Source organism: Pseudomonas sp. SC3(2021), from assembly GCF_019856535.1.
GTDB classification, from domain to species: Bacteria; Pseudomonadota; Gammaproteobacteria; order Pseudomonadales; family Pseudomonadaceae; genus Aquipseudomonas; species Aquipseudomonas monsensis.
On sequence record NZ_CP082236.1, the window covers coordinates 4,958,163 to 4,979,565 of the forward strand.

The following is a 21,403-nucleotide window of genomic DNA, read 5'->3' on the forward strand; positions in this document are numbered from 1 at the left end:
GTAGACGCAAGAATATCAGCTGCCGGTGCGGATCTTGTTCCAGACACGGGTGCGGATTCGGTCGATGTTGAGCGGCATCGCTTCGAGTGCGAACAGCTTGCCCATCATCTCCGGGCTCGGATAGACCTTGGTGTCATTTTTGATCGCCGGGTCGATCAGGCTGTCGGCCTGTTCGTTGCCGTTGGCGTAATGCACGTAATTGCTGATGCCGGCCATGACGTCCGGGCGCAGCAGGTAGTTCATGAACGCGTAGCCGGCCTTCTCGTCCGGCGCGTCGGCAGGCATGGCAACCATGTCGAACCAGATTGCCGCGCCTTCCTTGGGAATCGCGTAGCCGATCTCGATGCCGTTTTTCGCTTCCCTGGCGCGGTTTTCCGCTTGCAGGATGTCGCCGGAGAAACCCACCGCGACACAAATGTCGCCGTTGGCCAGGTCGCTGGTGTACTTCGAGGAATGGAAGTAACTGACATACGGTCGCACTTTCATCAGCAGCGCTTCCGCCTTTTTGTAGTCTTCCGGGTTCTTGCTGTGTGGCGGCAACCCGAGGTAATTGAGCGCCGCCGGCAGTAGTTCCGGGCCGTTGTCGAGGATGGCTACCCCGCATTTCTGCAGTTTTTCCATGTATTCGGGTTTGAAAATCAGATCCCAGGAATCCACCGGCGCGTTGTCGCCCAGTACCGCTTTGACCTTGGCGATGTTGTAACCGATGCCGGTGCTGCCCCACAGATACGGGAAGCCGTGCTCATTGTTCGGGTCGTTGGTCTGCAACGCTTTGAGCAGCACCGGATTGAGGTTCTTCCAGTTCGGCAACTGGCTCTTGTCGAGCTTTTTCAGCGCCCCGCCCTGAATCTGCCGCGCCATGAAGTGGTTGGAGGGAAACACCACGTCGTAACCGGATTTACCGGTCATCAGTTTGCCGTCGAGGGTTTCGTTGCTGTCGTAGACGTCGTAGGTGACGCCGACACCGGTTTCCTTCTCGAAATGCTTGGTGGTGTCCGGCGCGATGTAGTCGGACCAGTTGTACACCTTGACCGTTTCGGCCGCGTGACTGATGGAGGCGGCCAGCAACAGCGGCGCCAGTGCGAGGGTTTTCTGGATCATGGGTCGATTCCTGTAGGGGCTTTTTTTGTTGGCAGGCAATCAAAGGATCAAACAATCAGAAAATCAGGACATAGGTCTTGCGCACGGTCTCCTGGATATCCCAGACACCGAGCGTGTTGGCCGGCAACATCAGTGCGTCGCCACCTTGTATGTGCAGGGTTTCGCCGCCGCCGTCCGGGGTGAACGTGCAACGGCCGGAAATGAAATGGCAAAACTCCTGAGCGGTGATCTGCCGGCGCCAGCGCCCGGGGGTGCACGCCCAGACGCCGGTTTCGACGCCATCGTCGCGCTCGACACTGGTGGTCGACGCAATGGCGACCGGCTCGCCCAGCGGCACGGCCACCGGGTTGGATTCGTCCAGCTGCAATGTGGCGGTGTTCTTGAACTGCGTAATGCTCATGGTCTGACCTGCTGTTGATAGAACGGCGTTTAGTGCATGAAACCTTCCATGAAGCCAGCCACCCGACTGGCGAGTTTGCGCCGCCAGGGCGCGGTCGCCGGGTTGGCCAGGGTCTGGTCCTCATGGACAAAGCTTTTGATGATGGCGTTGTAACCGAGCCAGCGGCACGGCTCCGGTTCCCAGGCGCGCAGGGCGTGAATGCCGCCGTCCGGCAACACCCAGGGTTGCTGCGTCAATTCGGTGTCGCGCTCAAGAATCAGGTCCGCCAGCGTACGGCCGCCGAGGTTGCTGGCGCCGACGCCCTCGCCGCCGTAACCGCCCGACAGCGCGATCCCGTTGGCGCGATCGCAGAGCATGTGCGGCTTGAAATGCCGGGACATGCCGAGATTGCCGCCCCAGGCGTGAGTGATCTGCACGTTTTTCAACTGCGGGAACAGTTCACCGAACAGATAGCGGCGCAGTTCGACTTCATCGCGGGTCAGATCGAAGTTGTGGCGCAACTTGCCGGCGAACTGATAGCCGCCGCGGGCGCCGAAGATCAGGCGATTGTCGGCACTGCGCTGGCCGTAGGTGACCTGACGGCTGAATTCACTGAAGGCCTGGCCGCGATTGAGCCCGATCTCGTCCCAGGTGGCCGCAGACAATGGTTCGGTGGCGACGATCAGGCTTTGCACCGGTAACTGGTAGCGCCCCAAGGGTGGCAAGGTCACCGAATACCCCTCCACCGCCGGCACAATCCAGCGACTGCGCACACTGGCCTTGGCCGTGCGCAAGCTGCCCGACTGCCAATGGGTGACCGGACTGTTTTCGTAGATCTTCACGCCCATGCCCTGAACCGTCCGCGCCAGGCCACGCACCAGCTTCGCCGGGTGGATGGTCGCTACGTGCGGCGCAAAGATGCCGCCGTACGGTTTGGCCACGCGAATCTGTTGTGCCAGTTGTTCAGGGCTGAGCCAGCGGTAGTCGTCGTCTGTCAGGCCCTGGCTGTGCAGCTTGGCCAGGTAGTCGCGCAGAGTGGCTTCCTGCTCGGGATAGCGTGCCGCGCAATACAACACGCCGCCCTTGCGATAATCGCAGTGAATACCTTCGCGTTCGAGGACGATCTCCACTTCATCGGGGATGCAGTGCAGCAGATCGAACGAGGCGCGACGCTGTTGCGGCGACAAACCGGCAAGCAAGCGATCCTCGCCCAGCATATTGCCCATCAGCCAGCCGCCATTGCGCCCGGACGCGCCGAAACCGGCGGTTTGTGCCTCGATAATGGCGATGTCCAGGCCGGGAGCGAGTTTCTTCAGGTAGTACGCCGTCCATAACCCGGTGTACCCGGCGCCAATGATCGCCACGTCGACATCCAGATCCTGCTCCAGCGCTGGCCGCGCCATGAGCGGCTCGTCGAGTTGATCCATCCACAAACTGATAGTGCGCCACGCCGGCATGCAAGACTCCGCCACTGAAAACCTTCGATGGCGTCGATCCTAGTGCGTGGGCTCAGGAGAAGTCTTGCGCGCGTGTCCGCAAAGAAATTTGTTTGGCGTACGCCTTCGGCGACTGGCCGGTGTGCTGGCGAAAACAGCTGTAGAACGCCGACAACGAGTTGAAGCCGGCGGCGAACGCCAGTTCATCAATACGCAACGGGGGCGCGGCAGTGTCCAGCGAGCGCAGCAGATGCTGCAGGCGCGCCTGATTGACGTAGCGATAGAAGCTCTGCCCCAGCACCTGATTCAACAGGTAGGAGATCTGATTGCGACTGTAGCCACACTCCTTCGCCACCCGTTGCAGGTCCAGTTCGGGATCGAGATAGGGTTGCTGGCGCTCGAAGTACTGCTGCAGATCGTCAGCCATAAAACTCAGCTGGCGCGGCGACAGGCCGAGGCGACTGACCGCTGGACGCTTGCTCGGTGCCTTGCTGCTTTGATTCTGCGTGCGCACCAGCGAGGCGTATTCGTTGACGCGCCAGATCAAGCCGTCTTTGACCGTGAGCGCCTCACTGGAACGGAACGACACCAGCCCTTCACCACCGCGCAATGTCACTTCGTACTGGATGAAGGCGGTATTGCCGTCGACACGGATGCGATCGCAATGCTCGAGCAATTCGTCGGATTCTCGCGGCATGCTGACGCGCACGTACTCGCGCAATTCGTCGAGGCCGAGCACGCGGTTCTGGAAGAAATCGTTGTACTGAATGTCCGGGTGATACAACGCCATGACGCTGTCCAGATCGCGATGCTTCCAGCTCAAGTGATAGCGCATGACCGTGGCGGCCGTGGCCTGGGTCTGTTCCGGGCCGTCATTATCGGCGTGCATAAGGGGCTCGGCGAAAAAGAACCGAGCTTGCCCAAGTTCGGCATCTGCATCAATGCCTAATCGCTAGTGGCCTTTTGGCGATGATTGTGTAGGCCGTGACTTACATCAAAAAATGCGAAGCAATCGCAAAATGAACTGAAAAATCTCACAGGAATTTCACATCCGGATGCTACTTTTAATGTCAGTCACCGGTTGAGCCAATGAAGGCTCTTCCCTCCTAACATGGGCAAAAGGAAGCGCTCGATGAAGAAGGCGGGCAACACATGAATAAAGGGTCAAGCAAAGTTACGTTCCCCAATGCCTGCCAACTGATGCGCTGGCATTTTCATCCCATGGGTTTCGAAGCCACGATGGATGCGCCGGGCAGCATGATTGCCCGCCTGTTTGATCGCGCCAGCGGTGAAACCATGATCGCCATCGCCGGCATCCCTTGCGCCACCGTGATGAATGCGGCCGATGTCGAGCGCATCATTGAGGCGGTGGAAGATGAGCTGGAATCCTTCGTACCTCCAGAATCCATTAAAAATTACGCCTAAGCTTTTGATAGAAAACAAAAAAGCCCGCACTGATGCGGGCTTTTTCATGGTCAGGCACTTTGTTTGTCGGGGCGATGGTCGACAAAGAACGGTTTGCCCTTGGCGACGCGGTCGGATGCTCGGGGCATGTTCACCGCCTGCGCGTCCTGCGGTTCGACGTACCAGTAGCAATGGCTGACCGCGCGGGTGATACCGACGTAAGCCAGGCGCAGGATCTCGTCCTTTTGCGCCGTGTCGTAGGGTTCACTGTCGCCGCTTTTGCCCAATCCGGCCATGCGATACACCTGATTCTTGTAAGGCGAACTGGTCAGGTGCTGGCAATCGCCGAGCAAAAACACCGCATCGGCCTGCAAGCCTTTGGCACTGTGATACGTCAGCTGCTTCAGGCGCCGGGCTTCGTAGGGCAAGCTCGAATCCACATTAACTACAGACTGAATATGCTCTTCAATCAATAACTTATCGCTGCTTTTTCGATAAAGCATCAAGATCGAATGACCCTGGCGATAGTGTTCGGCAAGCCGTTGCCCCAATCCCTGATCATCACGTTCCAGTACATTGACCGGTTGCACCGGCTTGGGCTCGCCACTGGCCCTGGCTTTCTTGCCGGGAATCGCCGGCGCTGCGCGGACGATGTGTTCAGCCGCATCAATGATGTGTTGGTGACTGCGGTAGTTGTCGCTCAGCATCACCCGCGTGGTACTCGGTGACGGGAATTCCTTGTTGAATTCCATGAAGTAACTCGGCGAACTGCCACGCCAGCCGTAAATCGACTGCCAGTCATCCCCGACACACAGCAACGATGAGCGTTGCGCGCCTCGCCCGACATGCATGGCCGGGCCCCGGCTGCGGATCTCCGTGAGACTGGCGCGAATCCAGGAGACGATTTGCGGCGACACGTCCTGGAATTCATCGATCATCAGGTGCGCCATCGGCCGGAGCAATTCGTCACCGAGCAGTTTCAGATTTTCCGGCGAGTGTTCACTGAACAGCGCAAACATTCGGTTGTAGGTCATCACCGGCGGTTTCTGATCGAGCAAGTGATCTTCGAAAGCGCGCCAGAACAGACTCAGCGCCTCGAAGAAGAACCGGTCCAGGTCATCCTTGGCGAAACTCATGCGGCCCACCGCGTCGGGCACGTCCAGACCCAGGTTTTCGATGAAACCGGCGGCGGCGACAAAACAGTCGAGCAACGGCGCCGATGCCAACTCGCCCTTGACCTTGTAATCGAAGCCCGGACCGGCCGTCGCGTCGCCTGCCAACGTGGCCAGAACGCGCTTTGATGATTCGTAACTGTCCAGCCAGATCAATGGCTTACGACAGAAAGCTTGAAACAGGGTGCGTTTTACCGCCCATTCCGCACGTACCGTCAGCTTGGCATTGGGCCGGCAGACTTGCGGATTTTCCCTTGGATCGAAGCCGAGCACGACCCAGGCGTCCAGACTCGGAATGTAGCCATGGCAGTGGAATGTCGAGCCGTTGATGTCGAACGTCTGGCGATTGGGCTCAATGCCCTTGATCGGCCAGGCACCCGCACGAAACCACAGATCCTCGACGACATCGCACAGCTCTTCATCGCGTCGGGACGCAAGCTCGGTCACCGCCATGCGCTTTTGCACATCCGGGTGATCGCGCTCCAGCTCCTTGAGCTGCAAGCCCGCCCGGGACAGCGGCTGGATCAGTTGCCGAAAACGCTCGTCTTCGTTGAACAAGCGGTGATAGCAGGCATTGAGTTGCTGGCGCTGGGCGTCGTTGATCCGCAGGTCGAACGGATTGCTGTCCACCTCGTCTTCAGCGCCCTGAACCCGGTGACTGAGGTTCTCGAACGCCTGCAAGCGCTCGAAACCCGGCAAGCTGCGCACCATCGGCAGAATGCGCGAATGGAAGGTGCGCACCAGCTCCCGCGCCTGCTTCAGGTTCAGCGGCTGGCCCCAAAGGGCGAACAGTTCGAGCAGTTTGTTGATGAAATCCTTGCGCGATTCACGGGTGAAGGTCACCACGGTCATTGAGTCGAGCTCAAAGCCCAGATAATGCGTGAGCAACAGAATGCGCAGCACCAGCGTGGTGGATTTGCCGGCGCCGGCGCCCGCGACAACGGATGTCGACGGTGTATCGCTGAAAATCATCTTCCACTGTGCGGCGCTCGGTTGCGCGGACTCGGGCAGTAACCGCGCAACATCAGCCTTCATACGCTTCTTCAGCTCGGCGGTGAGCGGCAGGCGCCAGTCATCGAATAAATGGTTGTCGACATTCGGCGGACGATGTTCAGTGCTGCGACTGTCACGGATCAGCAGCACCTGGCGCCCTTCTTCCAACCCTTCGAGCTTGCCCTCTTTGAAGCCGTATTCGACACCGGCGGTATGACCGCTGCGGAAACCATCAGCCTGGCCGTGCAACCACGACGCTCGGTGTTGCGCGCGCAAGCGGGTCAAGCCATGACCAAAGAAACGCGCGGCCAGACGCTTGAACCAGGGCATCTCGGCCAAAGGACGAAGTTCAGGGGGAAGATCGGGGGTGTGTTGCGCCACGCTGACGGACTCCGGGGTGAGGCTGTTACGGCTATGGTGTCTGTATTCGCCGCCGAGTTCTAGCGAAATGCTTGCAGGTCATCGGCTTAGCGGATGAACTGAAGGTACGATGCGACGATTTTTCAGCCATTCCCATCGACTTATTCGATACTCATGCCGCACTTTTTACGCTTTTTATCGATGCTTTCCTGATAGATGATCGCCGTCATATACCACTGGGTGCAGTCTGCACGCCCGTGGCGAACCTTCAAAGGAGACGATCATGCTTGAACTCAGACCCTTCAGCTCGCTGGGCGGCGCCCATCACGGCTGGCTGGATGCCCATCATCACTTCTCGTTCGCCGAATACTATGACCCTCAGCGCATGAGCTGGGGCAACTTGCGCGTATGGAACGACGACGTGATTGCCGCGGGTACCGGTTTCCCGCAACACCCGCATCGCGACATGGAAATCATTACCTATGTGCGTGAAGGCGCGATCACCCACCAGGACAACCTCGGCAACAAGGGCCGTACCGAAGCGGGCGACGTGCAAGTCATGAGCGCCGGCACCGGCATCGCGCACAGCGAGTACAACCTGGAAGCGAAAGACACCAAGATCTTTCAGATCTGGATTCTGCCGACCGAAACCGGTGCACCACCGTCGTGGGGCGCGAAACCGTTCCCCAAAGGTCAACGCGAAGGCTTTGTGACCCTGGCCAGCGGCAAGGCTGGCGACGACCAGAGCTTGCGGATCCGCGCCGATGCGCGCCTGGTGGCCGCCAACATCAAGGCCGGGGAAACGGCGGAATATCGCCTCGATGAAGGGCGCCGGGCCTATCTGGTGCCGGCGACCGGCGTGATTGAGGTCAACGGTTTGCGCGCTCAGGCGCGGGACGGCGTGGCCGTGGCGCATGAACGGGTGCTGACCGTGACCGCGATTGAAGACAGTGAAATCGTGCTGGTGGATCTGGCGTAAATGGCAGGCAAAAAAAAGGGGCGACCATGACGGTCGCCCCTTTTTTCTATCTACCGCCAACACGGCTCTTATGGCGAGAGATTATCCCCACCGGGTCGCGAAACGGCCCTGCTTTTCCATTGAAGGGGACTGCTGCGCAGTCCGACGGGGATAAATCCCCTCGCCACAGATAGCCCCCTCCAAAAGCAGATAAGTCCTCACAACGCATACGCGTGGTGTTATTTGGCGGAAATGGCGCCATCCACCAAGGTCTGCGCTTCAGCCACCAGTTGCTTGAGGTGGTCGTCGCTGATGAAGCTTTCGGCGTAGATTTTGTAGATGTCTTCGGTGCCCGAAGGACGCGCCGCGAACCAGCCGTTTTCAGTCATTACCTTCAGACCGCCAATGGCCTGGTCGTTGCCCGGTGCATGACTGAGGATGCTCTGGATCTTTTCGCCGGCCAGTTCGGTCGAGGTCACTTGCGCTGGCGACAGCTTGCTCAGCAGCGCTTTCTGCTCCGGATTGGCCTTGGCATCGACACGTACCGCGAACGGCTCGCCCAGCTCATCGGTCAACGCGCGATAGGCCTGGCTCGGGTCGCGACCGGTTCGGGCGGTCATTTCAGCGGCCAGCAGCGCTGGAATCAGACCGTCCTTGTCGGTACTCCACACGCCACCGTCCTTGCGCAGGAACGACGCACCGGCGCTCTCCTCCCCGCCAAACCCCAGAGAACCGTCGAACAGACCGTCGGCAAACCATTTGAACCCGACCGGCACTTCGTACAAACGACGACCCAGACGCTTGGCCACGCGATCAATCAAACCGCTGCTGACCACAGTTTTACCCACGGCGGCATCCGCGCGCCACTGCGGACGGTTCTGGAATAGATAGTCGATGGACACCGCCAGATAGTTGTTCGGAGCGAGCAAGCCACCGGACGGCGTAACGATGCCGTGACGATCGTGATCCGGATCGCAGGCGAAGGCGACGTCGAAACGCTCCTTGAGGCCGATCAAGCCCTGCATGGCATGGCTGGACGACGGGTCCATACGAATCTGGCCGTCCCAGTCGACGGTCATGAAACGGAACGTCGCATCGACTTCCTTGTTGACCACCTCGAGATCCAGACGGTAATGCTCGGCGATGGCCGACCAGTAGCGCACTCCGGCGCCGCCCAGCGGATCAACGCCCAGACGTAGCTTGGCGTCACGCATGGCATCGAAGTCGATCACGTTGATCAGGTCGGCCACGTAGGTGTTCACGTAGTCGTGACGGTGAGTTGTGGCAGCCTTGAGCGCTTGCTCGTAGCTGATGCGCTTCACACCAACGAGTTTGTTGGCCAGCAACTCGTTGGCCTTGGCCTCGATCCACTTGGTGATATGGGTATCGGCCGGGCCACCATTGGTCGGGTTGTATTTGTAACCGCCGCTTTGTGGCGGGTTGTGCGAAGGCGTAATGACCACACCGTCAGCCAGACCCGACGTGCGCCCGCGGTTGTAGCAGAGAATGGCGTGGGAAATGGCAGGCGTCGGCGTGTACTCATCGCCCTCGGCGATCATGACCGTCACGCCGTTGGCTGCCAGGACTTCCAGCGCGCTCGCGCCGGCCGGGGTCGACAGTGCGTGCGTGTCGATACCAACAAACAGCGGGCCAGTGATCCCTTGCGCTTCACGGTACAGGCAGATTGCCTGGCTGATGGCCAGAACGTGCCATTCGTTGAAACTCAAATCAAAGGAGCTGCCCCGGTGTCCGGATGTTCCGAACGCCACACGCTGCGTGGAAATCGAAGCGTCCGGTTGGCCGGTGTAATAAGCCGTTACCAGTCGCGGGATGTCGACCAACAATTCTGCCGGTGCCGGTTTGCCCGCAAAAGGACTGAGAGTCATGCAAAACCTCTGAAATAGAGTGGTTCAGGAATACAGCGCAGTTTACTGGCAGTTTGACCGCAGTGCGATCAGATGTATCCGGAACGCTCCCGATGTTTTTTAACGTTATTCGCCGGGCGCCAGTCGCAAGGCGTCGCTCAAAAGTCCGACGACACTGGTCAGGTCGGGGTCGCCATGGCTCAGCGGACTCAGACGCAGATGGTGCGCATGCAAGCCCCGCAGGCTGAACAGCTCGCCCGGGGCGATGATGATCTGCTGCTTGAGCAGCCGTTGAAACACATCCCCCATGTCGACCGGCCTTAGCGAGCGGACCCACACCGTCGCCCCGCCTTGCGGCTCGACGATCTGCAACACATCGCTGCGCTCGCGCAATAACTGGATCAAGTGGGTTCGACGTTCCTTGAGCAGTCGCCGCAGTACGGTCAAATGCTGATCCAGTCGCCCTCCACTCAAGAGCCGGGCAATCGCCTTCTGGCGGATCGGCGACAGGCGGAACGCACGCAACAGGAAATGGCGCTGTAGCTCGCTACGCCAGTGTCGTGACAGGACAAACCCGTATGGCGCCTCCGCGCCGATGAACTTCTCGAACGAGGAAAACACCAGCAGGCGATCGGGATCCAGATAATCACGCAAGCGAGGGGTGTCGCCGTTGTCATCGAGTTCGCTATAGCAGTCGTTTTCCAGAACCCAGCTGCCGTGTTCGCCCAGCAAGCGGGCAATGGCCTGTCGATGAACGTCCGGCATCAGGCTGCCCCGGGGCATGCTCAACACCGACGACAAAATCACCAGGCGCACCGGTTCGCTGTTGAGCAACGACTCCAGTTGTTGCAGGTCAATCACGCCTTCGGCCAGCATCGGCAGCTCGATAACGTGAACTTCAGCAGCTTCCAGCAGGCGCAGGATCACCCAGTCGCACGGCGACTCAATCACCACGGTAGTTCGTCGCAACCCGAGCACCGCGATCAGAATTTCCAGCACACCGCGTAAATCAGCGCCGATATAGACGTCATCCGCCTGCCAGCAATGCACCGTTGACGAGGTGTAGCGTGCGGCCAGGACGGTACGCAGCTCCAGTTCGCCACAGGGTTGAACCTGCCATTGCGGCTGGCGCGGATACTGTCGCAACAGCTCCCGCTCCAGCATCAGCAGTGGGCTGTCCAGTGGCTGCAACGATGCCGGATCGTCGGCACTCAACACGCACATCCCCGGACGCCGGGCGTTGACGTAGACGGTCTCGAGCAAATCGCTGCCGCTGCCCGGTGACTCAGGTGTGATCGACGCCTGTGCGTAATACCCGGACTTGGCGATCGAATAGACTCGACCCTCCTTCTCCAGCAGCGAATAGGCGTACTGAACGGTGGAGATCGAAACATTCAGGCGGTCCGCCAGTTGCCGCAAGGAAGGCAAGCGCAACGTCGCACTCCTGCCCGCTTCGCTGATCAGCAATGTCAGGTAGCGATACACCGCCTGATAAACGAAGTGATCTTTTCCCGTCGTTTTCACGACCCCGTATCCGAGGGCAACGATTGATAACCTGACAAATGGCTCACGTTCAGCCTTCCGCTTTCCGATCGACAATTGTCACAGCGTCGTTCACGCCCGCACCCTCTTCGCGGCTTGCCGCCTCACTGGGCGCTGGCAGACTGATCGCCCCCATGGCGTAGAGCCGGATGATCAGCCTGACCGGCAAGCCGCTGACATCGGTCATCCACTTCAGCACCTGCTCCGGCGCATGCAGGCCCTGCATGGCCCGATGCAAATCCGGCAACGCCACCAGCATGCCGGGATGGCAATGGCGCAAGAACCGCTCGAGTCCGGCCCCGCTATCAATGAAAGGCGCAAACATCAGGCACGTCAGTTGGATCTGATTCAGATCGAAATTCGTCGACAGCCACGCTTGCGCCTGCATGCGCAGGTGTTCGGACTCCTGCAAACTGTCGAACATCGAGAGCCATTGCTCGCAGACCGGTTCGGGGACCTGCTTGCGACGCATCTCCATCAGCCTGTTCTGCAGGTGCTCGCTGATTCCGGCTTCATAGGTTCGCGCCTCAATGAATTGCGCCTGCAGACCGCGCAAATGAGCCGCCACCACTGGCTCGGCGTATTCGTCGTCCCCGTGATACAGCGCCAGGTCATCAGCCTGGTAGCCCAGAAACTCACTGAGCAACGGCCAACGCTCTTCGAGCTTGCTGACGAACATGTCGTTGATATTGACGAAACTGGTGCGTCGACAGGCTTCGAACTGACCTTCAGGACACCAGGCCGTTCGCTCCTCTTCGGTGTAGAACTCCCGGTAATAATCGCCGCCCAACCCGTCGAGCAACGGAAACAGCGTCTCGAATCCGGCGGTATTCACCAAAGGCCCGGCGATCGCGGCCTTTTGCACCGCACGACTCAATCCGTCGAGGAAGTATTGCTGTCGGCGTGGCGATTCCCCACCGATCATCGCGTCGACGCCGTTGTTCCAGCGGGCGATCTGGCCGTAGTACTCGGCGGTGGCCAGGTAGGCGTCATCCCACATTTCGAGTTCTTCACTGAAACTTCGACGATGGCCGATCAGCAGCAGGTTGAGACGGTGGGCTTCACGTCCACCGTCGCTGACCGATGCCTGATGATCGAACGGCAGGACCTCGCGGTGATCCACCATCAACAGTTCAACCCTGGGATCGTCGTAGAGGAACAGCGCGCCGTAGCTGCGGTGCATGTTTTGCAGGGCCGTGGGGCCGAAGCCATTCCAGCGCAAAGTCGCGACCCGCAACTGGAAGGTCGCGGGCGCTCGGCCGGCGATACTCAACTGCGCCGCCCGCAGAAGCGCCAGTGTGTAGCAGCAATCACGGGAACCGGACTGGTTCACCAGCACCTTGAAATGACCGATGTTATCCATGCCGCCGGCGGCCACCACCAGGCGCTGAATCAGCAGTTGCAATGCTGTGCGCTCTGCGCGGGAGAAAAAGCTCAGCAAACGTTGCAATACTTGCTGGTAGACATAATTCATTGCCTGATCATGGATCGTGCTCATCGGTATTTACCCGGTATCAAAAAGATTCCTGTCGCAACGACTGAAACATCAGTCTCGCGACAATTCATCAATAAGTAATAGACGTTCAGATGCTAACACTTACAAATTCGTAGTTATTTGAAACACTTGAACAGCGAAATGCCCAAGGCAAATTTTTGACACTCATTAACTACCTGTATTTAAAGAGTTTTTATCAGAGTCAAACATTCCTAGGAAACTTCCCACAAGGTCCCACGGAAAATGAGTACAAGAAAATACGAAGCAGTTTCCGAATAGGCCTACAGCACTTAAACAGAAATCGGCGCAAGCACAATCACTTGCTGATTGATGTTGCACAGGACAAATTGAATGCACAGACATGACTCATTCCTTGAGATGAAAGTAATCATTCAATTATCAGGGCTTATATCGGGATTAGAAGATACAGATGGCGGACAAAAACCGGTTCAGATGCCGATCCATCCCCGATACGCTACCGGGGATATCTGTTCTTTTCAGGGGGAAGTACACGCAGAAGAGTCCGTGGGGCCACGGACTCTGAGGGTTGGCTTTACGCCGGTTCGACTTGCAGTGCGACGCGCTCGCGGCATGGGCATTCGTCCATGTAGCGGTGTGCTTCTACGAACTCATTGAACGGGAATACACGGGTCTTGAGCGGCAACAACACGCGATCAGCGGTCAATTGGTTGATGTCACGCAAGGCACGCTGCAAGGCGACGTGATCCTGGGTGATACCCAATTCCGGCTTGCCGGTGAAATTGCCGATGCAGTGCACGAAGAACTGGATGTTCTTCTGGAACGCCGCACACGCCGGAAACGGTGTCTGGTTACCACCCTGCAGGCCGTACAACACCAGGCTGCCACGCGGTGCCAGCACATCGCCAAGCAGCGACATCTGTGGCCCGCCCAGGCCATCGAAAACCACATCGACGCCACGGTTGTCAGTGATTTTGTTGATGCGCATCAACAGATCTTCTTCCTCGGTCACGATCACCTTCTCCGCACCAAGGGACAGCAGATACTCGCGCTCTTCCGCCTCTTTGGTGGCGGCAATGACCCGCACCCCCATCGCCTTGCCCAACTGGACAAAGGACGGTCCCGCACAATGGCTGGCGTCAGTCACCAAGGCAAACTGCCCGGGTTTGACCCGTGCCAGATCGGCGTAGGCAAAATAAGCGATCAACAGCGGCGTGTAATGCACACTGGCTTCGATCGGGCTGAGCACATCGGGATAACGGGTCAGCGCGGTGCGCGGCAGCACGATCGACTCGCCGTAGACCGGATAATCGTTCGGGCTTTCGGCCGGGAAGCTGGCTACCTTGTCGCCGACGGACAGGTCTTCGACATCGGCGCCGACGGCCGTCACCACGCCGGCCATTTCATGGCCAAGGCCTGAGGGCAGGCGTGCCTGGGACGAGGCCAGATTCTGACGCCAGAGTGTGTCGTACCAGCTGATGCCGATCGCCTCGACACGCACCTGCACTTCGCCAGGACCTGGCTGAGCGGCCGCATGCTCTTCGCATTTGAGCACCTCGGCCGGACCAAACTTGTGAAAACGGATCGTGCGGGACATCGCAAACCTCGTCAAATTAACCTCTAATGCCACGAACTCTATCTGGGCTTTCGACCCAAGACTATCAGTGGCTATTAATAGTCGACATGCCTGTCATTGATTCCGCAGTATGGACGGCATCGGCGAAATCCATGAAAAAACTGCTGCCATCGCCTGAGTAAAGCTGAATTTTCCGGTGCAGAGTACCAGCCTTTCCCCGTAAGATTCATGCCGGCCATTGTTCTCATATGGCTGCCCTCGTCAAGCTTGATGACTCTGCCAGGACTCCAGATGAATCGTAATGACCTGCGTCGTGTCGACCTGAACCTGTTGATCGTATTCGAAACATTGATGCACGAACGCAGTGTGACCCGTGCTGCCGAGAAATTGTTCCTCGGCCAGCCGGCGATCAGTGCGGCGCTTTCGCGCCTGCGCAGCCTGTTCGATGATCCATTGTTCGTGCGCACCGGCCGAAGCATGGAACCGTCCGCCCGTGCGGTGGAAATCTTCGCCCTGCTCTCGCCCGCCCTCGACTCGATTTCGACTGCCGTCAGCCGCGCGGCGGAATTCGACCCGGCCACCAGTACCTCGGTGTTTCGCATCGGTTTGTCCGACGATGTCGAGTTCGCCCTGCTGCCGATGCTGCTCAAGCGCCTGCGCGCCGAAGCACCCGGCATCGTGCTGGTGGTGCGTCGGGTCAACTACATCCTGATGCCCGGCCTGCTGGCCTCCGGCGAAATCTCCATCGGCGTCAGCTACACCACCGACCTGCCGGCCAACGCCAAGCGCAAGGTCCTGCGTCGCAGCCAGCCGAAGCTGTTGCGTGCCGACACCGTACCGGGCCCGTTAAGCCTCGACGACTACTGCGCGCGGCCCCATGCGCTGGTGTCGTTCGCCGGTGACCTCAGTGGCTTTATTGATGAAGAACTGGAGAAGCTCGGTCGCAAACGCCATGTGGTACTGGCTGTGCCGCAGTTCAACGGGCTAAGTACGTTGCTGGCGGGAACCGACATCGTCGCCACCGTACCGGACTACACCGCTGAAGCGCTGACGGCGGCGGGTGGCGTGCGAGCGGAAGATCCGCCGTTGCCGACGCGCACGTTCGAGCTGCACATGGCGTGGCGCGGGTCGCAGGATAATGATCCGGGTGAGCGTTGGCTGCGGTCGCGGATTCAGATGTTCTTTGGCGATCCGGATAGTCTTTGATGCAAGGCCCTGTACCTCGGAAACGCTTCCAGCGGGCCACTGAGTTATCCATGAGTCTTACACCCGCTCCCTCGAAGTGAGCGGGACGCGGTGAACCGTCGGCCAACCGGAAGACGGCCGCTAATTTCTACAACTGTTGTTCTCCTCTGAACTGGCATACATCAAACACATTCGTCTGAACGGTCACGGATTGCTACGCCGAATTGATCTGGGTCAATCCGCAGAGCCGCAAATCAGATCGAAATAGCCTTGTGCATTGCACCCTGTGTCGAGCCTTTTTTATCTCATGTGAGGAGCATCCCGACATGCCCGACTCATCGGTAAATCAGTGGGACGCATGCAGACCGGCGACGCGATCCATCCGCCAACCATCATTCGTGTTTTTTGCTTTGTGAAGGCTAACGACCATGGTCACCAATGACTCAATCAAATCGAGTGTCACTGGCACGAACGCAATCAGCCACAGTTGCGCACTGTTTGAAGAAGCCGATCGACTCAACGATCAGGCCTATGCCGTACTTGAGGAACCGTTTTCCACGCAGACCATGCACAAGTTCTCAGAAGCCAGAAAACGTGCCGACGAAGTGTACCGTCAGGCCTGGCAGGAATGGCAGTACTCCCACGGAGGGACCGGTCACTGAGCCGTTCCGGGACCGAGTTCGACTCGATCGCGATGATTTGATCCGCATCGGCGCGAATCGGTACGTCTTGCCCGTCAATCCGCACGGACGGCGCGCCAGTGATCACTCTTTTGGGGCTCGGGCCAGTTGATTTTTATCAACGGCGGATGCCAGCACGGTCACACCGGCTTGACCATCATCAAGCTGCAAGGCGCTCGGTTGACCAGGCTTTCCGCCGTGCCGCCAATAAAGCCGTCGAGCCCGTGATGGTAAGACGTGCCCAGCACCACCAGGTCGAATGCATTTTGCCGGGCGAATAACTCGATCACCCGATACGGGACACCGGTCAGCAGATGTCGGTGACTTTCATCAAGACCATAACGCTCGGCCAGCGCTTCGAAGGCTTCTTCCTGAGTGTCGTTGATCGCCTCGCGCAAACTGTGATCCAGACTCAGGTTCGGCACACTCATTGCGGCATCGCCCACCACCGACCAGTTACTCACGTTCAATAGGTGCAGCGAGGCACCGCAGGCTCTGGCCAATCTCGAGGCCAGACCGAGAATCCGGTCGTTCAGGCCTTGAGTCAGGTCCTCGAGGTGGGACAGGTCCACCGCCGCCAGGATCTTCAACGGTTTCGGGTTTACGGCGTCGGTCACCAGGTGCAAACAGGCGGGGCAATCTCGCAGCAACAACCAGTCCAGTGGTTGATGAAACGCCCGATCAAGCGCCGGGACATGGTGGGCATCCTTGATCACCAGATCGGCGTGGAAGTCATTGACGTACTCAAGCACATGCGCCGGTGTCGACTTTGCCCAAACCACTTCGGTCGTCACTTGCACGCCGCTGCCACGCTCAAACCGGGCTTGCTGCTCCAGCCACTGCCGATGCACCTGCAAGTAACCCTCACGCGCCTGCGCCATGGCTTTGTGGTCGAACAAACCGGCCACCGCCAGAGCCTGGACGTAATCGAACGCAACAATGTGCAACAACGCTCCGCTGGCCTGGGCCAATGCCTGGGCTCGATCAAACGCCGGGGTGCGGGTCATCTCGGTGGGGGCAATCAACAGAATCCGCTTCAGTTTGAACATCACGTACCTCTGCTGGCAGTGCTGTGCCGGCCTGGTTGCCAGCCCGACGTCCGTGTCCGGTTTGATGCAATCGCCAACTATTTACGCGCTGCCTTTTCAGCCATCCGCTTGGCGCGCTCATTGGCGTCATCGGCTGTACGCTGTGCCTGTTCAGCCTTCAATATCGCTTCATCGGCCCGCAAACGTGCCGTTGCCGCATTGTCTTCGGCAGACTCAAGTCGTGCATCGATTTCCTGAGCATGGCGGTTACTGCATCCGGTGGTTGTAGCCAACAGGATACTCAGCACGATGATGGACAAGCGCATGTTCATGGTTTCCCCTTGATTGATTGCGACATTGCTAAGTCGATGGTCTGAGTATCTGGCGATGTCCGCTACCGACTCTGATTTTTGTCAACTAATGACGGCATCGGTGGATGGCCGTGCAAACGGGCGTTGTTGATCTATCTCAATGAAGCTCCGCCGCTCAGGCGTAGAAAAAGACTGACCGGCATTCGCCGAACATGAACAACCTTTCAGAAGAGAGAACGCCGTCATGAGCGATTTGAATCTGCGCAAAAGCATTTTGGAAGAGCTCGGATTCAGCCAGACATCAACGCCGCCGACATCGGAGTCAGTGTGGAGAACGTGGTCACGCTCGAAGGCCGGGGCCACCTGTGGCGTGAGCGCCAGAACGCTGAACCAGCGGCTTGGTCAGTGCGAGGCGTGACGAGAGTCGAAGATCATTTGTGCTGGCGTGAATTCAATTCTCCGACCACCCCGGCTTCGATTACCACTTGATGCTGGAGAGTCACGATGCTGGTCGTCACTTTGATCAACACCCTGGTGGTAATCGCTGCCGTGTTGATTCATTACGAGTGTTTGTTACGCCTGAACGACTGGCTGCCGAAACTGAAAAACTGGAGCCGTTTTCGCATCGTTGCCGGGGTGTTTGGCGGGCTGCTGGCCCATGCCATCGAGGTCTGGTGCTTCGCCGTGGTTTACTTTCTGATGTCGCGCTCCGGTGAATGGGGGCGCCTGACGGGCAGTTTCGACGGTTCTTACATGGATTGCGTGTATTTCTCCTTCACTACCTACACCACCATTGGTTTCGGTGACATCTCCCCGGTCGGCAATCTCAAGTATCTCACTGGCCTGGAGGCCTTGACGGGACTGGTGCTGATCACCTGGACCGCGTCATTCCTGTTCCTCGAAATGCAAAAATACTGGAAGAGCAAATAGCCGTTCAATACGCACAAGACCTGATCTACATCAAACCTTGCGACCAGTCCTCAAGCTCAATAGAGACGAAGTTGCCAACGCCCCCCCTGAAACCGGGTGGCCCCGTTCGTCCGTAATCACGGTGGAAGGCCAAATGAAAAGCACGTGCGAAGCAAAGAGACCTATGCTTACCACACCCCCTCGTGGCGTCTTCCTCATGCACGAAACATCTCCCCCGTCGGCGTTATGTCTCAAGGCAGCGTGCTCCAACTGCAGCGTACTTGAGTTGTGTCTGCCGATTGGCCTGGACGGGGCGGAGGTCGAGCGGCTCGACACCCTGATTGTCCAACGTTTAAAGGTCAGGAAAGGCGCCGCCCTGTACCGTGCCGGGGACCCGTTGCGCTCTCTGTACGCCGTGCGCGTAGGCTCCTTCAAGACCAGCGTGTTGTCCGTCGATGGCCGCGAGCAAGTGACCGGTTTTCACATCCCTGGCGAAATGCTCGGTCTGGACGCCATCAGTGCCGATGAGCATGCATGCACTGCATACGCCCTGGAAGACAGCGAAGTCTGCCCGATCCACTTCGCGCAGCTGGAAAAACTGGCGCAGAGCCTCCCTTCCCTGCAACACAACCTCAATAAACTGCTGAGCCGGGAAATCGTCCGCGACCACAGCATGTTGATGCTGATGGGTAACATGAACTCCGATGAGCGCCTGGCGGCATTCCTGCTCAACCTCTCGCAACGCCTGAGCTCTCGTGGCTATTCCTCCAAAGACTTCGTGCTGAAAATGCGCCGCGAAGAAATCGGCTCCTACCTTGGGCTGCGTCTGGAGACGATCTGTCGTGGCATCGCCCACTTGCGCGACCAGGGGCTGGTGGAGATCGCCGGGCGCAACGTAAAAATCCAAAACCTGGACGGCCTCAAGCAGATGGTGTCCGGCTGTAATCGCCAGACTCACTGACCCCGTCTGCAACGGAGGTTGATCATGCGCGCCATGGTGCTGCACGCCCCCGGCCAACCCTTGCAATGCGAAGAGCGCCCTGTCCCGATACCCGCCTCAGATCAGATCCTGCTCAAAGTGCTGGCCTGCGGCGTCTGTCGCACCGACCTGCACTTGCTCGACGGTGAGTTACCGCAAGCCGTATTCCCACGGGTGCCGGGCCACGAAATAGTCGGTGAGGTCACAGCGGTGGGCCAGGATGTCAGGCCTGACTGGATCGGCCGACGGGTCGGTGTGCCCTGGCTGGGCTGGACATGCGGCGAGTGCGGGTTCTGTCGTTCGGGTCGGGAGAACCTGTGCGATCAGGCGCGGTTCACCGGTTGTCAGCTGGACGGCGGCTACGCGGAATATACGGTTGCCGATCCGCGCTTCTGCTTTGCCCTTCCCGAGACGCTTTCAGACCAGCAAGCTGCGCCCCTGCTGTGTGCCGGACTGATCGGCTTTCGTGCGCTGCAAATGGCTCGTGGCGCGAAGCATCTGGGACTTTACGGGTTCGGCGCTGCAGCACACCTGGCGATTCAGGTGGCGCTCGGACGCGGCCAGAAGGTCTACGCGTTTACCCGTCCCGAGGACGACATCGGACAAGCCTATGCCCGCTCCCTGGGCGCAGAATGGGCCGGACCTTCCGATCAGCCGCCACCACACCTGCTCGATGCCAGCCTGATCTTTGCGCCGGTGGGCGCACTGGTGCCGGCGGCGCTGGCGGTGACGGACAAGGGCGGCTGCGTGGTGTGTGCCGGGATTCACATGAGCGACATCCCGACGTTCCCGTATCGTTTGTTATGGGGTGAGCGCAGTGTCCGCTCGGTGGCCAACCTGACCCGCGAAGACGGTATTGCGTTTTTCCAGGAGCTTCAACACACGCCCGTGCACTGTGACGTCACCCGGTTTGCTTTGGAGGACGCCAACCAGGCCTTGGCATTTTTACGAGCGGGGCAATTCAACGGGGCGATTGTGCTCACACCGTGACCACGTGCCTGACTGCCAGAATGCTCCCTGGCACCGAATACAAGGCGCGTTCGGTGGTGCTGCCGATCAAGCGATCGACGCCCACCCGATGCACCGTCCCCATGACCACCACGTCGGCCAGATACTCTTCGACAAACTCACTGATCACCTGCACCGGATGGCCCATGACGAAGTGCCGGCGCTCTGGCGGCACGCCATACCGCTCTGCCAGCGTGACGAAGGCAAGATGCAGGGATTCGCGTAACTCGCTGGCAAAATCGCCACTCCAGCCGCCAGTGACCATCGGCGCATCGCCATTGAACGCCGCTGACAAGTCGTAGGCATATAACAGGTGCAGCGGGACGTCGCATTGCAATGCCAGCGCATTCGCGGTCTGGATGATCGTGTCGTTCAAACCGCTGATTTGTGTCGCTGGATCAAACGGATCCACCGCGGCTACCACGCGATGCGGCAATGCGTACCGGATGTGATTGACCAAGTGCAAAGGAACCGGGCACTCACGCAGCAAATGACAATCGAGCGGCGTGATGAAGACGCGTTTGAGCGCCGGTTCCAGCGTCACATCCTTGATCACCAGTTCGGACTTCAGTGCCTTGACGGCTTTCAGGATTTCCAGCAGCGGATGGCTGGTGAAGATCACGTCCACCGTCACATTCAGTCCATGGGCGTTGAGTTGCTCGAGCTCCTCGGCTACCCAGCGACGATAGCGGTGCTGATAGCGCTGTGCATCCACCCCATCGATTTTGTCCTCCCATAAGTGCGTAAACGGTACCGGCTCGACGAAGGCCCGCACATCCAGCGCCGCTCCGTTCGCCTTGGCCAGCGCGATAGCACGCAGCATCGCCGGAGATTGATGCAGCGTCTGGTCAGCGACCAGCAACAGACGTTGATATTGACCCATTACACACCTCGGCTCGGCACCGGCGCTTTGGGCCGGTAGGTTCAAGACTGCGCCTGCCTCCCTGCCTGACGTTGATTTACATCAAACCGATGCCAATGAAGAACACCACGGAAAAGGACGACCGCCAATTGATGCGCCCTCTCACAGAAAAGGATCTGTC

At 58.9% G+C, this 21,403-nt stretch carries 20 protein-coding genes; 8 read left to right on the top strand and 12 right to left on the bottom strand.

The window, feature by feature from the left end:
- Window positions 1-15: 15 nt before the first annotated feature.
- From K5Y35_RS22120 to K5Y35_RS22135, 4 genes are read right to left on the bottom strand one after another with little or no spacing between them, the layout of a single operon-like run.
- A complete protein-coding gene (locus K5Y35_RS22120; protein ID WP_186745220.1) occupies window positions 16-1,101 on the bottom strand; it encodes a polyamine ABC transporter substrate-binding protein in 1,086 nt (361 codons plus the stop codon).
- Between the two features lie 55 nt (window positions 1,102-1,156).
- A complete protein-coding gene (locus K5Y35_RS22125) occupies window positions 1,157-1,501 on the bottom strand; it encodes a cupin domain-containing protein (protein ID WP_123468586.1) in 345 nt (114 codons plus the stop codon).
- Between the two features lie 29 nt (window positions 1,502-1,530).
- Entirely contained in the window at window positions 1,531-2,937 is a 1,407-nt protein-coding gene (locus K5Y35_RS22130) for an NAD(P)/FAD-dependent oxidoreductase (RefSeq protein ID WP_222832953.1), read from the bottom strand.
- Window positions 2,938-2,989: 52 nt separating this feature from the next.
- Entirely contained in the window at window positions 2,990-3,805 is an 816-nt protein-coding gene (locus tag K5Y35_RS22135; protein ID WP_222832954.1) for an AraC family transcriptional regulator, read from the bottom strand.
- 263 nt (window positions 3,806-4,068) lie between these two features.
- On the opposite strand from K5Y35_RS22135, the gene K5Y35_RS22140 reads away from it, so the two are divergent.
- Window positions 4,069-4,341, top strand: a complete 273-nt coding sequence (locus K5Y35_RS22140) for a DUF1652 domain-containing protein (RefSeq protein ID WP_123468581.1) — start codon at window positions 4,069-4,071, stop codon at window positions 4,339-4,341.
- A 50-nt stretch (window positions 4,342-4,391) separates the two neighbouring features.
- On the opposite strand, the gene K5Y35_RS22145 is transcribed toward K5Y35_RS22140, so the two are convergent.
- Entirely contained in the window at window positions 4,392-6,866 is a 2,475-nt protein-coding gene (locus K5Y35_RS22145) for a UvrD-helicase domain-containing protein (RefSeq protein ID WP_222832955.1), read from the bottom strand.
- A gap of 262 nt (window positions 6,867-7,128) precedes the next feature.
- Between K5Y35_RS22145 and K5Y35_RS22150 the strand changes: the two genes are divergently transcribed.
- On the top strand, window positions 7,129-7,824 hold the full coding sequence (locus tag K5Y35_RS22150; RefSeq protein WP_128616375.1) for a pirin family protein: 696 nt from the start codon (window positions 7,129-7,131) through the stop codon (window positions 7,822-7,824).
- 218 nt (window positions 7,825-8,042) lie between these two features.
- On the opposite strand, the gene pgm is transcribed toward K5Y35_RS22150, so the two are convergent.
- The 4 genes from pgm to K5Y35_RS22170 all read right to left on the bottom strand — a co-directional run bounded on the left by pgm (window position 8,043) and on the right by K5Y35_RS22170 (window position 14,281).
- Entirely contained in the window at window positions 8,043-9,689 is a 1,647-nt protein-coding gene (gene pgm, locus K5Y35_RS22155; protein ID WP_222832956.1) for a phosphoglucomutase (alpha-D-glucose-1,6-bisphosphate-dependent), read from the bottom strand.
- 105 nt (window positions 9,690-9,794) lie between these two features.
- Entirely contained in the window at window positions 9,795-11,192 is a 1,398-nt protein-coding gene (locus tag K5Y35_RS22160; protein WP_222832957.1) for a PLP-dependent aminotransferase family protein, read from the bottom strand.
- A gap of 49 nt (window positions 11,193-11,241) precedes the next feature.
- A complete protein-coding gene (locus K5Y35_RS22165; protein WP_222832958.1) occupies window positions 11,242-12,708 on the bottom strand; it encodes a hypothetical protein in 1,467 nt (488 codons plus the stop codon).
- 550 nt (window positions 12,709-13,258) lie between these two features.
- On the bottom strand, window positions 13,259-14,281 hold the full coding sequence (locus K5Y35_RS22170; RefSeq protein ID WP_007914918.1) for a zinc-dependent alcohol dehydrogenase family protein: 1,023 nt from the start codon (window positions 14,279-14,281) through the stop codon (window positions 13,259-13,261).
- Between the two features lie 270 nt (window positions 14,282-14,551).
- Here K5Y35_RS22170 and K5Y35_RS22175 point away from each other — a divergent pair, with 270 nt between their 5' ends.
- Window positions 14,552-15,466 (top strand): LysR family transcriptional regulator, encoded by a 915-nt coding sequence (locus K5Y35_RS22175; RefSeq protein WP_123468563.1) that lies wholly within the window; start codon window positions 14,552-14,554, stop codon window positions 15,464-15,466.
- A 407-nt stretch (window positions 15,467-15,873) separates the two neighbouring features.
- On the top strand, window positions 15,874-16,107 hold the full coding sequence (locus tag K5Y35_RS22180) for a hypothetical protein (protein WP_186746032.1): 234 nt from the start codon (window positions 15,874-15,876) through the stop codon (window positions 16,105-16,107).
- 158 nt (window positions 16,108-16,265) lie between these two features.
- Here K5Y35_RS22180 and K5Y35_RS22185 read toward each other — a convergent pair whose 3' ends face one another.
- Together K5Y35_RS22185 and K5Y35_RS22190 are read right to left on the bottom strand one after the other, a co-directional pair.
- Window positions 16,266-17,174, bottom strand: coding sequence for a universal stress protein (locus K5Y35_RS22185; RefSeq protein WP_128614515.1), 909 nt, complete (start codon window positions 17,172-17,174; stop codon window positions 16,266-16,268).
- Window positions 17,175-17,251: 77 nt separating this feature from the next.
- Window positions 17,252-17,485, bottom strand: a complete 234-nt coding sequence (locus K5Y35_RS22190; RefSeq protein ID WP_123468558.1) for an Lpp/OprI family alanine-zipper lipoprotein — start codon at window positions 17,483-17,485, stop codon at window positions 17,252-17,254.
- A 315-nt stretch (window positions 17,486-17,800) separates the two neighbouring features.
- Here K5Y35_RS22190 and K5Y35_RS22195 point away from each other — a divergent pair, with 315 nt between their 5' ends.
- The 4 genes from K5Y35_RS22195 (at window position 17,801) to K5Y35_RS22210 (ending at window position 20,342) form a co-directional block, all read left to right on the top strand.
- Window positions 17,801-17,953, top strand: a complete 153-nt coding sequence (locus K5Y35_RS22195) for a BON domain-containing protein (RefSeq protein ID WP_261991853.1) — start codon at window positions 17,801-17,803, stop codon at window positions 17,951-17,953.
- A gap of 15 nt (window positions 17,954-17,968) precedes the next feature.
- The gene (locus K5Y35_RS22200; protein ID WP_123468554.1) at window positions 17,969-18,394 is read left to right on the top strand and encodes a potassium channel family protein; all 426 of its coding nucleotides are present in this window, start codon (window positions 17,969-17,971) and stop codon (window positions 18,392-18,394) included.
- A 196-nt stretch (window positions 18,395-18,590) separates the two neighbouring features.
- The gene (fnr, locus tag K5Y35_RS22205) at window positions 18,591-19,334 is read left to right on the top strand and encodes a fumarate/nitrate reduction transcriptional regulator Fnr (RefSeq protein ID WP_222832959.1); all 744 of its coding nucleotides are present in this window, start codon (window positions 18,591-18,593) and stop codon (window positions 19,332-19,334) included.
- A gap of 24 nt (window positions 19,335-19,358) precedes the next feature.
- Entirely contained in the window at window positions 19,359-20,342 is a 984-nt protein-coding gene (locus K5Y35_RS22210) for a zinc-dependent alcohol dehydrogenase family protein (RefSeq protein ID WP_222832960.1), read from the top strand.
- On the opposite strand, the gene K5Y35_RS22215 is transcribed toward K5Y35_RS22210, so the two are convergent.
- Window positions 20,332-21,243: a universal stress protein gene (locus K5Y35_RS22215; protein ID WP_123468548.1), complete on the bottom strand. Its 912-nt coding sequence runs from the start codon at window positions 21,241-21,243 to the stop codon at window positions 20,332-20,334. The two genes, K5Y35_RS22210 and K5Y35_RS22215, sit on opposite strands and share 11 nt — an antisense overlap.
- Window positions 21,244-21,403: the final 160 nt, after the last annotated feature.